Origin of the sequence: Staphylococcus sp. Mo2-1 (genome assembly GCF_046721385.1) — a bacterium.
GTDB classification, from domain to species: Bacteria; Bacillota; Bacilli; order Staphylococcales; family Staphylococcaceae; genus Staphylococcus; species Staphylococcus equorum_A.
On record NZ_JBEUUK010000001.1, the window covers coordinates 1,499,470 to 1,513,155 of the forward strand.

Annotated in this window: 8 protein-coding genes and 4 pseudogenes; 7 read left to right on the forward strand and 5 right to left on the reverse strand. The window is 34.4% G+C overall.

What is annotated here, in order from left to right; all coding sequences use genetic code 11:
• Positions 1-240 precede the first annotated feature (240 nt).
• Positions 241-1,844: pseudogene (locus ABLV95_RS07655) on the forward strand (MutS-related protein).
• A gap of 55 nt (positions 1,845-1,899) precedes the next feature.
• On the opposite strand, the gene ABLV95_RS07660 reads toward ABLV95_RS07655, so the two are convergent.
• From ABLV95_RS07660 to tsaE, 5 genes and pseudogenes are all read right to left on the reverse strand, one after another.
• Positions 1,900-2,322: a VOC family protein gene (locus tag ABLV95_RS07660; RefSeq protein ID WP_427706894.1), complete on the reverse strand. Its 423-nt coding sequence runs from the start codon at positions 2,320-2,322 to the stop codon at positions 1,900-1,902.
• A 274-nt stretch (positions 2,323-2,596) separates the two neighbouring features.
• A complete protein-coding gene (tsaD, locus tag ABLV95_RS07665) occupies positions 2,597-3,625 on the reverse strand; it encodes a tRNA (adenosine(37)-N6)-threonylcarbamoyltransferase complex transferase subunit TsaD (protein ID WP_460872790.1) in 1,029 nt (342 codons plus the stop codon).
• The gene (rimI, locus tag ABLV95_RS07670) at positions 3,618-4,082 is read right to left on the reverse strand and encodes a ribosomal protein S18-alanine N-acetyltransferase (RefSeq protein WP_427706890.1); all 465 of its coding nucleotides are present in this window, start codon (positions 4,080-4,082) and stop codon (positions 3,618-3,620) included. The genes tsaD and rimI overlap by 8 nt, the downstream gene beginning before the upstream one ends.
• The gene (tsaB, locus tag ABLV95_RS07675) at positions 4,055-4,717 is read right to left on the reverse strand and encodes a tRNA (adenosine(37)-N6)-threonylcarbamoyltransferase complex dimerization subunit type 1 TsaB (protein WP_427706888.1); all 663 of its coding nucleotides are present in this window, start codon (positions 4,715-4,717) and stop codon (positions 4,055-4,057) included. The genes rimI and tsaB overlap by 28 nt, the downstream gene beginning before the upstream one ends.
• A pseudogene (gene tsaE, locus ABLV95_RS07680) lies at positions 4,698-5,160 on the reverse strand (tRNA (adenosine(37)-N6)-threonylcarbamoyltransferase complex ATPase subunit type 1 TsaE). Before tsaE ends, tsaB begins: the two are co-directional and overlap by 20 nt.
• Positions 5,161-5,921: 761 nt before the next feature.
• Between tsaE and ilvD the strand changes: the two are divergent.
• The 6 genes and pseudogenes from ilvD to leuB all read left to right on the forward strand — a co-directional run bounded on the left by ilvD (position 5,922) and on the right by leuB (position 13,671).
• A pseudogene (gene ilvD, locus ABLV95_RS07685) lies at positions 5,922-7,611 on the forward strand (dihydroxy-acid dehydratase).
• A gap of 12 nt (positions 7,612-7,623) precedes the next feature.
• A pseudogene (gene ilvB / locus ABLV95_RS07690) lies at positions 7,624-9,416 on the forward strand (biosynthetic-type acetolactate synthase large subunit).
• Positions 9,413-9,886, forward strand: a complete 474-nt coding sequence (ilvN, locus tag ABLV95_RS07695; RefSeq protein ID WP_002507123.1) for an acetolactate synthase small subunit — start codon at positions 9,413-9,415, stop codon at positions 9,884-9,886. The pseudogene ilvB and the gene ilvN overlap by 4 nt, the downstream one beginning before the upstream one ends.
• 52 nt (positions 9,887-9,938) lie before the next feature.
• A complete protein-coding gene (ilvC, locus tag ABLV95_RS07700) occupies positions 9,939-10,943 on the forward strand; it encodes a ketol-acid reductoisomerase (protein WP_460875285.1) in 1,005 nt (334 codons plus the stop codon).
• A 155-nt stretch (positions 10,944-11,098) separates the two neighbouring features.
• Positions 11,099-12,634, forward strand: a complete 1,536-nt coding sequence (locus ABLV95_RS07705; protein ID WP_460875287.1) for a 2-isopropylmalate synthase — start codon at positions 11,099-11,101, stop codon at positions 12,632-12,634.
• Positions 12,631-13,671 carry a 3-isopropylmalate dehydrogenase gene (gene leuB / locus ABLV95_RS07710; RefSeq protein ID WP_046466311.1) on the forward strand — a complete coding sequence of 347 codons (1,041 nt, stop codon included), beginning with the start codon at positions 12,631-12,633 and terminating at the stop codon, positions 13,669-13,671. Before ABLV95_RS07705 ends, leuB begins: the two co-directional genes overlap by 4 nt.
• The last annotated feature ends 15 nt before the right edge of the window (positions 13,672-13,686 follow it).

Here is a 13,686-nt window from a genome sequence, read left to right on the forward strand (position 1 = left end):
ATCCACAAGTAATAAGTAACTATTAGCTGTTTTCAATTTTCAGATATCAACCTATATCCACAAACATAACCACTACTTATCCACAAGTTATGCACTATTTGTTGATAAGTACGCACGTTCCCTATTGACATTCCATTCAAACTATAAATTACTCAAAACGAAAGGTATTTGTTTAAAATGGAATGCCATGTCATAATTATTACGAGTTTACAGCAAAATCGTGAAAGGATGTACAAAAATATGCCTACGTTATTATGGTTTCTAATTGCTTTTATTCTAGGAACGACAATACTGATTATTACTACGACGATTGCTTGCTAATAAAAAATTAAAGCATGATTTACAAAATCTATGGACTAACCAAAAATCACTAGAAAACTTTATTCGTCCTAACCATAACTATAGTTATGAGTTTGACACATATAGAAATAGATTTGATGAAAATTTATTGCTAGATGATAAAACCTGGTCTGATTTAGATATGGAAAGTGTATTTCATAGTATGAATTTTAATTTTACTGCAATTGGCGAGATGAGACTTTTTGCTACACTAAGAAATATGTATAAAGTAAAAGATGAAAATTTAATTCATCAATTTAAAACAAATATTTCATTTAGAAATTACGTTTCTCTGCAATTAGCAAAAATTGGTAAAGCTATTTATCCTATTTTTCCAGATCAATTATTACATATTAAACGAAATAATTTTTTTATGCTATGTACATATTTACCTCTTATTTTTATGATTCTAACTTTCTTTTCACCTAGTGAAGGTATAGCTTTAACAATCGCTTCTGTTATATTCAATATGATTCTTAGTGGCTCGTTAAAAAAGACGTATAATCAAGATTTAAATGCAATATTTTATACATCTACAGTCATTAAAAAAGCACATACATTACAAAAACTTGAGGATACACCTAATCTTGATGTCGATTTCAGCCATTTTCGTATAGCTCGTAGATTTAGTGGTTTATTAGGTCGTGTTAATTCTAGCGAAGATGCCTTTGTCATATCTTTACTAATAAAAATAATTTTTATGCTGGACTATCATATCTTCCACTTAATTCAAAACAGTTTTAAAAAATATGAAGATGAAGTAATGTCTTGTTATAAATATATTGCGAGCATAGATAATCATTATGCCGTAGCACTTTGGCAAGAGACGTTGGATCATTACTCACTTCCACAAGTCAATAGAGAAGACTACCTTGAATTTGAAGAATTAACTCACCCTCTTATCTACGAAGCGGTATCTAATGATATGAGTATAAATAATCATATACTTTTAACGGGGTCCAATGCTTCAGGTAAATCAACGTTTATGAAAGCAATTGCTCTAAATTTAGTATTAGCTCAAGCAGTAAACACTGTTACAGCAACGAAATTCATCTATAAACCTGGCGTAGTTTATACCTCTATGGTTAATCAAGATGATATTTTAACTGGAGATAGTTATTTTATGACTGAAGTCAAATCGATACGACGCTTATTCGATATAACAACCTCCAACAAAATATATTGCTTTATTGATGAAATTTTTAAAGGAACCAACACTACAGAACGTATTGCGGCTTCAGAATCTGTATTAAGCTACTTGAACCAACTACCCGGTTATAGACTTATTGCTCGCTACACACGATATAGAGTTAGCTACTTTACTAGAGAAAAACTATGCAAATTATCATTTCAATGAATCCATTTTAGAAAACGAAATTGCTTTTGACTTCAAGGTAAAACCTGGTAAAGCCGATACTAGAAATGCTATAGAGTTATTACGTATTATGCAATTTCCAGAACAAATCTATAAACGCGCAAATTCTTTCACCTCAAAAACCAATTAATCAAAAAGATAAGGCTGGGACATAATTACATGTCTCAGCCTTATCTTTTTATAATTTATTCTGCATTGATCATCCAAGTCACACCAAATGGGTCATTAAACATACCATATAGTTCAGACCACTCTGTCTTAGCTAATGGCATCGTAGCTTCACATCCACCTTCTATCGCTTTATTAAAAAATGCTTCTGCTTGCTGTTTGTCCGCTTCATTTGAATAATCAAAAGTAAAAGCCACAATCGCACCACTATTATCAATTTTTTTATTTTTCATTGTATCACTACAATAGAATGTTTCACCTAAAATTTTAAATGATGCATTCATAGTAAAGTTCTTATCAATATCATATTCCTCTGGCATATCTGCAAACATTTCATGATCACCGCCAACACGCTGTATGTCAGTGGCCCCTAAGTGCTTTTCATAAAAATTTAACGCTGCTAAACTATTTTGAAAGTTAAAATATTGAACTGATTTCATTAAAATAGCCTCCTTTAAAAATAATATTTTTAAATATCCTTAGACTCTATTGTTATTAGCTAATGTTTTACTAAATTACCTATACCCTTATTTTTCAAATATAAATAAAAAAACACCAACCAATCGACAAATTGAACTGCACCCAGTCAAGTAGATACTTAAAAAGTAAAAACTTTGAAGGGAGCATATCCTATCATTCAATGGTTGGTGTTATTATTTTTAGAAAATATATTAAGCGCATATGTTGTCATGAATTCATCTTTTTAAATATCAACTAATATTTAACTGAAAATTGTTCAATATCCATACTATTAAAACCGTTTAATGTCATATCAGCAGTTACGCCGACCTGATATAAATAATGGCCTGCTGAACCAATCATGGCAGCATTATCTGTGCAAAGACTAGGACTCGGTATACAAAGTTTGATGTTATGTGATTCACAGGCTACTGCTAAATTTGCTCGTAACCCTTTGTTACTTGCCACACCGCCTGCAACAATCAGTTGTTTAACATCATAATGCTCACAAGCTGAAATAGCTTTACCGACTAAAACTTCTACGACACTATTTTGAAAGCTTGTTGCTACATCTGCTTTGTTAATTGCTTCACCTTTTTGTTTTAAATTATGCAATTTATTAATTACTGCACTTTTCAAACCACTAAAGCTGAAGTCATAGCTATCTTTTTCAAGCCATACTCTAGGAAATTGATAATTATCTTGTCCTTCTGCCGCAAGACGGTCTACTTGGGGACCACCTGGGTAACTTAGTCCAATTGTTCTCGCTACTTTATCATAAGCTTCACCCACAGCGTCATCTCTTGTCTCTCCTATAACTTCAAAGCTTAAATGATCTTTCATATATACTAATTCTGTATGTCCACCTGAGACTATTAATGCCATTAAAGGAAACTGTAAAGGCGTTTCTAAATGGTTCGCATAAATGTGACCAGCAATATGATGAACAGGTATCAAAGGTTTATCATAAGCAAATGCCAAGGCTTTCGCCGCATTAATTCCCACTAATAATGCACCAATCAATCCTGGTCCTTGCGTTACAGCAACTGCATCTATATCATGCATTGTTACATTTGCTTTAACTAACGATTCATCAATCGTTGTTGTTATTCCTTCAACATGATGTCTACTCGCTACTTCTGGCACTACGCCACCAAAACGTTTATGGCTCTCAATTTGACTCAATACGATATTACTGAGTATTTCTGTACCATTCTTAATAATACTTACACTTGTTTCATCACAACTCGATTCAATTGCTAATATTAATGTTACTTCACTCATTAAAATTCACCCACATAACTAATGCATCCTCGCCTTCACCGTAATAATTTTTTCGCTTACCACCATATTTAAAACCTAAGTTTGTATAAACGTGTTGTGCTACATCGTTATCTACGCGCACTTCTAAACTCATCATCTCACATTTTTCTCGGACAAAATTCATTACATATTTTAATAAAAGTTGGCCTAAACCGTAACCCCTATATTCATTATCAATAGCGACGGTTGTAATTTGTGCTTGATCAATAACTATCCATAAGCCAATATAACCAATTATCTTCTCATTAAATTCAATAATAAAATAATTTGCAAATTCATTTTGCTCTACCTCGTGATAAAATGCATCAATCGACCAACTACTGTCATTAAAACTATTTCTTTCTATATCAAATACCTGTGGCACATCTTTTGTGTTCATTAATCGTATATTTAACTCTTGTTCTGTTGGTTTAACCAATTTCTCTCAGCCTCTGATATTTTAATATAGTTTGGTTTAAATTGATGAATGTCCTCTGCCGTTTCAATAAGTGGTTTCATATTTTTAGCTAGTGGCACATTCGCAACACAGGTACTATCTAATAGTTCCTCTAACTTCTCAGTGTCCATCCCTACAAACATGTATGGTTGACCCGTCTTGTGCAATAAATCCAATAGTTCTTCAATAGGTAGATACTGGTCTTGTTCAACTTGGACTAATTGATCCGTTTCATATTGGTATACACCTGTATAAACTGCTTCTCTTCTTGCATCAAACACAGGTACAATCAATCTCGTATCTTCTTTAATCGTTGCGGCAAGCGCCTTTAATGAGGACACGCCATACAACTCAGCATTTAAAGCATATGCTAAAGTTTTTGCCACTGTTACACCTATTCTTAAACCAGTATATGAACCTGGCCCCTGTGCAACTACAATGACATCGATATTTTCTTTCAATACTTTACTTTCAGCAATAACTTGTTCGATTGCCGGCATTAACTGTACTGAATGATTTACTTTTTCATTTGAATTCAATTCACTTAACACCTTATCATCTTGCATTATAGCAACTGACAATGGCTGGTTTGACGTATCAATCAACAGATAGTTCACGTTCAACCTCCTCCTTTATTTTTGCATAATGTCCACCTTGTGCTTCTAATTCTATATTTCTTTCCGATTCATTTAATGTCGTTATATTAATAGTTAAAGAAGACGGTGGTAAAAACTCAGAAATAAATTGACTCCATTCGATTAAAATAACTGCTTCATCTTCAAAATATTCATCAAAGCCTAAATCTTCTTCAGAGTCTTCTAATCTATAACAATCCATATGATGTAACTTCAAATTTAATCCTTGATATGATTTTATAATATTGAACGTTGGTGAATTAATATTTCTTTTTACACCTAACGCTTTTCCAATAAATTGACTTAATGTTGTTTTACCAAGCACCTAAATCACCATTAAGCAATACAAGGTCGCCGGCTGATAAATACTTCGCTAGCGTTGTAGCAAAAACCGCCATTCCATCTAAATCCTTTATCTTAATCATATTCCTCTCCCTTTTAAAGCAACTTCACAATTTATTGTGATTAGTTGCTTTTATGCATGAGCTTTAGCTCAGGCGTTCCTTTTAAATTCCCACAATTTATTGTGATTAGTTGCTTTTATGCATGAGCTTTAGCTCAGGCGTTCCTTTTAAATTCCCACAATTTATTGTGATTAGTTGCTTTTATGCATGTAAAGTGTTACTTTTCAATTTATTGAATTAGTAACTCTTATGCAAGTGCGATTAGCACTTGTATACCTTTAACACTTCTCTTATAACCCATTATAAAAACTCAGTTCTTTCTATATTAGCAATTCGCAATTTTATTCGAATTAATCACTATCTATTACTTCAATTTATCTGTTCTATATAAATAACTCTTATAGTTTAACAAATTTTTGTCTATTTTACTTCATAGTGAAACAAGTTCTTTCTTTTTTGCAATTATGTGAATTTAGAGATAATTCGAAAAAGTTATTGACATGACCTCGCCGATGTAGTAAATTTAATTTATCGAATTTTTAGACAATTCAATTAAATAAAACCATTCATTCGAGAGGAGTATAATAAAATGACCAAAAACCATATGCAATACAAACCAACAACTTCAAACAATTTAGTCATTTTATTATGCTATTAGGACTGGAACTTTAGTGAAGAATTTACTAAACGTTTAAGTCCTCTTTCTAGTTGAATGGGACTTGAAAGCGTCCCAATAATTTATTGGGACGTTTTTTTATTTTCAATTTTAAGGGGGAAACAGTATGAGAAGCGATATGATCAAAAAAGGTGATCAGCAGGCTCCGAGCAAGAAGTCTTTTGCATGCTACAGGTGCATTAGAAAAACCAACAGATATGAATAAGCCTTTCGTGGCAATTTGTAATTCATATATTGACATCGTCCCAGGACATGTCCACTTAAGAGAATTAGCAGACATTGCCAAAGAAGCAATTCGTGAAGCAGGTGCTATTCCCTTTGAATTTGACACGATCGGTGTAGATGATGGTATCGCAATGGGTCATATAGGAATGAGATATTCCCTTCCCTCACGAGAGATCATTGCCGATTCTGCTGAAACAGTAATTAACGCGCATTGGTTTGACGGTGTATTCTATATTCCTAACTGTGACAAGATTACACCAGGTATGATACTTGCATCAGTCAGAACCAATGTTCCAGCCATCTTTTGTTCTGGTGGCCCTATGAAAGCAGGATTATCTTCAGAAGGTAAAGCATTAACACTTTCTTCAATGTTTGAAGCAGTTGGTGCTTTTAAAGATGGTTCGATTTCAAAAGATGAATTTTTAGATATGGAACAAAACGCTTGTCCAACATGTGGTTCTTGCTCTGGTATGTTCACTGCGAATTCAATGAACTGTTTAATGGAAGTTTTAGGCTTATCCCTTCCATATAATGGAACAGCATTAGCAGTGAGTGATCAACGTAGAGAAATGATTAGAGAAGCCGCATTCAAATTAGTAGATAATATTAAAAATGATATTAAACCAAGAGATATCGTAACACGTGAAGCGATTGATGATGCATTTGCGTTAGATATGGCAATGGGTGGTTCTACAAACACTGTACTTCACACATTAGCAATTGCAAATGAAGCAGGCATCGATTATGACTTAACAAGAATTAATGAAATTGCTAAGAAAACACCTTACCTTTCAAAAATTGCACCTAGTTCTTCTTATTCAATGCATGATGTACATGAAGCAGGCGGCGTCCCAGCAATTATTAATGAACTGTTTAAAAGAGAAGGTACCTTACATCCAGATAGAATCACAGCAACAGGCAAGACCCTTCGTGAAAATAATGAAGGTAAAGAAATTTTAAATAGCGATGTAATTAGACATCTAGATAATCCTTACGACAAACAAGGAGGTCTTTCAATTCTATACGGTAATTTAGCTCCAAATGGTGCCGTCATTAAAGTAGGTGGTGTAGATCCTTCAATTAAAGTATTTAAAGGTAAAGCAATTTGTTTTGATTCACACGATGATGCAGTAGAAGCAATTGACAATCACGTTGTTCGAGAAGGCCATGTTGTTGTCATAAGATATGAAGGTCCTAAAGGTGGTCCAGGCATGCCTGAAATGTTAGCCCCTACTTCTTCAATTGTAGGAAGAGGATTAGGTAAAGATGTTGCATTAATTACAGATGGCCGTTTCTCAGGTGCAACTCGAGGCATTGCTGTAGGACATATCTCACCTGAAGCGACTTCTGGTGGACCTATTGGACTAATTAAAGATGGTGATGAAATTACTATTGATTTAACTAACCGAACATTGAATGTCGAAGTATCAAATGAAACTTTAGAAAATAGAAAACAAGATGTAAAACCATTTAAAGCAAAAGTGAAAACTGGTTATCTTGCACGTTACACCGCACTCGTTACAAGTGCTAATACTGGTGGCGTAATGCAAGTTCCCGAAAATCTCATTTAAGGAGTGAGCACAATGTCTAAACATACTGAAACACTTGAAATAGAAAAATCAGAAAATTTTGAATCTTTGGAAGCAGCAGAAGCAGTTGAACCTGAAGTTGAACTAGAACAAGAGACAATTGATGAAATGAGATCTGGTTCAGAATTATTAGTCGAATCATTGGCAAATGAGTGTGTTGATTTTATATTTGGTTATCCAGGAGGCGCTGTTCTCCCTCTTTACGACACACTATATGAAGGGAAAATAAAGCACATCTTAGCTCGTCATGAACAAGGCGCAACGCACGCAGCTGAAGGTTACGCACGTGTTTCTGGTAATACAGGTGTAGTTGTTGTTACAAGTGGTCCAGGAGCTACAAATGCGATTACCGGTATTGCTGATGCTTATAGCGACTCTTTACCTTTAGTAGTTATCACAGGTCAAGTCGCAACGCCTGGTATCGGTAAGGATGCATTCCAAGAAGCGGATTTACTATCTATGACAACACCAATTACTAAGCATAATTATCAAGTTAAAAATGTACAAGATATTCCTAAAACTATTCATGAGGCTTTTCATATCGCTAATACTGGAAGAAAAGGTCCAGTAGTAATCGATTTTCCTAAAGATATGGGTATCCTATCAACGAATGCACAAGTTACTGATGAATTAGAATTACCTGGTTACACAATACCTAATAAACCAAAAAAAGATGATATACAAAAATTGAGAGACCTTTTAAAGAGTGCTAAAAAACCATTAGTACTTTCAGGTGCAGTGCATCAATCATGCCAAAGCCAATGAATTATTTACTGAATTTGTAAGTAGACATCAATTACCAGTAGTGAGTACGTTACTTGGTCTCGGCGCGATTCCATACGAACACCCCCTATTTTTAGGCATGGGTGGTATGCATGGATCATACGCAAGTAACATGGCCTTAACTGAATGTGATTTACTTATTAACTTCGGAAGCCGCTTTGATGACAGATTAGCGAGTAACCCTGATGAATTCGCACCAAATGCTAAAATCGTTCATGTTGATATCGATCCATCTGAAATCAACAAAATTATTAAAGTAGATTTGGGTATTGTTGCCGATTGTAAAGCGACATTAGAGTTTCTACTCGATTTCGATAGTTATTCAATTAGACATGAAGATTGGTTAGAAACATGTAACGAAAATAAAATACAACAACCATTTGCATACAGCGATGATGAAGATGGTGTATTTTCAAAACCACAACGTGCAATTGAATATATTGGAGAAATTACCAATGGTGATGCAATTGTAACTACAGACGTTGGACAACATCAAATGTGGGTTGCACAATACTATCCATTTAAAGACCATGGTCAACTTGTTACCAGTGGTGGTTTAGGAACAATGGGCTTTGGTATACCAGACAGCAATTGGAGCTAAATTGGCTAAACCAGACAAAACGGTTGTAGCTTTTGTAGGCGACGGCGGTTTCCAAATGACAAATCAAGAAATGGGTATTTTAGAAGAATATGGCATTGATATTAAAATCGTAATTGTAAATAACGGTACGCTTGGCATGGTGAAACAATGGCAAGATAAATTCTTTAATAAACGTTTTTCACATTCTGTGTTTAATGGACAGCCAGACTTTATTAAGCTATCTGAAGCATATAATGTAAAAGCCTATCTCATAGATGATCCTACACACTTAGAACAAAAATTGGATGAGGCTTTCCAACACGACGGACCAGCTTTAATTGACATTCGCATTTCACCAGTTGAAATTGTCTCTCCAATGGTACCAAGTGGTAAAGCAAACCATGAGATGGAGGGTCTATTATGAGAAGAACATTTAGAACAAAAGTAAGAGATAAAGCAGGTACATTAAATAGATTAACAAGTATTTTCGTACGAAGACAATTTAATATCGTTAATCTTTCCGCAACACCTACGCTAGAAGAAGGTATTTCTAATATTACTTTTGTAGCAGAAATACCTGATACAGATGTGCTACGCACGCTACTTCAACAACTTGAAAAGCAAATCAATATTATTGAGGTTGAAGATATAACAGATACAAATACCTACAATAGAGAGTTGGTACTTGTGAAATTACAAACACCAAACAATCATCAAGAATTACAAAATTTAATCAAACCTTATGATGCGCTAGTCTCTATATTGAAAAATGAAGAAACTTATACGTACCTTCAAGCCTCAGGTCCACAATACACGATGGATAATTTATTAGACGATCTATCATCATATAAAATCGAACAAGTCTCACGTACGGGTTCGGCAGGTATTATTTAGCTTAAGCTTTAATGTTTTAACAAAAATTTCAAAACACATGGAGGATTATATTATGACAACAGTTTATTATGATGAAACAGTAAAGAAAGATGCATTACAAGGTAAGAAAGTAGCGGTTTTAGGTTATGGATCTCAAGGTCATGCGCATGCACAAAACTTAAAAGACAACGGCTATGACGTAATCATTGGTATCAGACCTGGACGTTCTTTTGATAAAGCAAAAGATGACGGCTTCGAAGTATATCCTGTAAATGAGGCAGCAAAACAAGCTGATGTTATTATGGTACTTCTACCAGATGAAGCTCAAGGAAAAATATATGAAGAAGAAATCAAACCCAATCTAGAAGCAAATAATGCATTAGTTTTTGCTCATGGTTTTAATATTCATTTTGATGTTATCAACCCACCAGAAAACGTTGACGTATTCTTAGTAGCTCCAAAAGGACCAGGACATTTAGTTCGTCGTACTTTTGCTGAAGGTAGTGCAGTCCCTGCCCTATTCGCAGTAGAACAAGATGCAAGTGGAGAAGCTACAGACTTAGCCTTAAGCTATGCTAAAGGTATCGGTGCTACACGTGTTGGCGTATTAGAAACATCATTCAAAGAAGAAACTGAAACAGATTTATTTGGTGAACAAGCTGTCCTTTGTGGTGGTACAACTAAATTAATACAAACTGGTTTCGAAACATTAGTTGAAGCTGGATATCAACCAGAGATTGCTTATTTCGAAGTATTACATGAAATGAAGCTTATCGTAGACCTATTATACGAAGGTGGCATGGAAAACATGCGTTATTCAATTTCAAATACAGCAGAATTTGGTGACTATGTATCTGGACCACGTATCATTACACCAGACGTTAAAGATAATATGAAAGCAGTACTAGAAGATATCCAACAAGGAAAATTCAGTGATCGTTTCATTAAAGATAATGAAAATAATTTTGAAGAGTTCCACAAACTACGTGAAGAACAACATGGACATCAAATCGAAGCGGTTGGTAAAGAACTACGTGAAATGATGCCATTCATTAAATCTAAAAGTATTGAAAAATAATTAGATTCAACCTTTAAATTAATCGTAATTGAAGAATCACACTTAGTTAGGAATATGTGATTGCTTAAAAATGCAACTACTTTTCTCATAAAAGTGTGTTTCTTCATTACTTACGGTTATATGAGTCTAAAATTCATTTATAGGAGATGTTGAAAATGAGTAGCCATATTCAAATTTTTGATACAACACTTAGAGACGGCGAACAAACACCTGGTGTAAACTTTTCATTCGATGAACGTTTGAAGATAGCAAATCAACTTGAAAAATGGGGCGTAGATATTATAGAAGCTGGGTTCCCTGCATCAAGTAAGGGTAGTTTTAAATCAGTTGAAGCAATCTCAAAAGCATTAACAACAACTGCTGTATGTGGTCTTGCCCGTTGTGTGAAAAAAGATATTGATGCAGTATATCAAGCAACTAAAGAAGCGACAAAACCAAGAATTCATGTCTTTATCGCAACAAGCCCGATACATCGTGATTCCAAACTTATGATGTCTAAGGAAGAAGTTTTAGCATCTATAACAGAACATGTAAGCTATGCTAAAAAATATTTTGATTTAGTTCAGTTCTCCCCAGAAGATGCAACAAGAACAGAACTACCATTTTTAATAGAATGTGTTCAAACAGCTGTTGATGCCGGAGCAAGTGTAATCAATGTACCTGACACTGTAGGTTTCAGTTACCCTTCTGAATATGGTCAAATTTTCAAAACACTACAAGAATCTGTCAAAACAGACCACGAAGTAATTTATAGTGCACACTGTCATGATGATCTTGGACTTGCAGTAGCAAATAGTATGGTCGCAATTGAAAATGGAGCCAAACGAATAGAAGGTACCTTAAATGGTATTGGGGAACGTGCGGGTAATGCGGCACTTGAAGAAGTAGCACTTGGCCTTTACGTTCGACAAGATCATTACGGCAATCAATCTAGAATTAACCTTGAAGAAACAAAACAAACTTCAGATTTAATTGCTAGATTTGCAGGAATTCGAGTTCCTAGAAACAAAGCCATTGTCGGCCAAAATGCCTTTAGTCATGAATCAGGTATCCATCAAGATGGCGTAATCAAAAACCCTGAAACATATGAAATTATGACACCTCAACTTGTTGGTGTTAAAACAACAGAATTACCTTTAGGTAAACTTTCAGGAAAACATGCTTTTGCTGAAAAATTAATTAATTTAGGTTACGATGTTGAGCCAGAAGAACAAAAAGCATTATTTAAACAATTTAAAACAATTGCAGATAAGAAAAAAGCAGTTACAGACCGTGATATCCACGCCTTAATACAAGGTACAGAACATGAACAAAATGCAATTTATCAAGTTGAAACTTTACAACTACAATTTGTTTCTAATGGGCTTCAAAGTGCTGTAGTCGTTATTAAAGATAAAGACGGTAATACGTACCAAGATTCTAGTATTGGCACCGGTTCTATCGTTGCCGTGTACAATGCAATAGATCGTATCTTTGACCTCAACACTGAGTTAATAGAATACCGTATTGATTCTGTTACTGAAGGTACCGATGCACAAGCTGAAGTACATGTACAAATTAAAATTGATAACCAAATCGTTACAGGTGTTGGTATTGACCATGATATCTTACTTGCTTCATGTAAATCATATGTAGAAGCACATGCTAAGTATGTTGCTAATTCTGCTACGGAAGAAGGTATTCATTCATGAGTTATAAGATTGTAGCCCTACCAGGTGATGGTATTGGTCCTGAGATTATGACAGGATCACTAGAAATATTAGAACAATTAAGCCAAGATTTTAATTTTAATTATGACTTAGAAACACATGATTTTGGTGGCATTGCTATAGATCGCCATGGTAAACCACTCCCTGAATCAACACTAAATGCATGTCAAAATGCTGATGCAATTTTATTAGGTGCTGTGGGTGGTCCAAAATGGACTGACCCTAACAATAGACCTGAACAAGGATTATTAGGCATACGTAAAGCATTAGGCTTATTCGCTAATATACGCCCTACTACAGTGACAAATGGTACAAGTCATTTATCTCCGATTAAAGAAGAACGTGTTGCAGGCACAAATTTTGTTTTAGTAAGAGAACTCACTGGCGGTATCTATTTTGGTGAACCTAAGAAATTGGGTGATGACGATGCACTCGATTCCCTTACTTATACAAGATCAGAAATAGAACGCATTGCTAGAGTTGGATTTGATTTAGCTCAAAAAAGAAATAAAAAATTAACTTCGGTGGATAAAGAAAATGTGCTTTCTTCTAGTAAATTATGGCGTAGAGTAATAAATGAAGTTTCACAAGATTATCCAGAAGTAGAAGTTAACCATTTACTTGTAGATGCTTGTGCAATGCATTTAATCACTAATCCTTCACAATTTGATGTCATTGTAACTGAAAATTTATTTGGTGATATTTTAAGTGATGAAGCATCTGTAATTCCTGGTTCATTAGGTTTATCGCCTTCTGCAAGTTTTAGTGAACAAGGCCCACGACTTTACGAACCGATTCATGGTTCAGCACCAGATATTGCAAACCAAGATATCGCAAACCCTTTCGGTATGCTTTTATCAGTTGTAATGTGTCTTAGAGAAAGTTTAAATGAACCACAAGCAGCTGAAAAATTAGAATCAGTAATTTATCAACTCATTAAAGAAGGTAAAACAACCCGTGATCTCAATGGAAATTATAATACGTCAGATATTATTAATTTCGTAAAAGAAAATTTATAAAAAGGAGGAGATGTC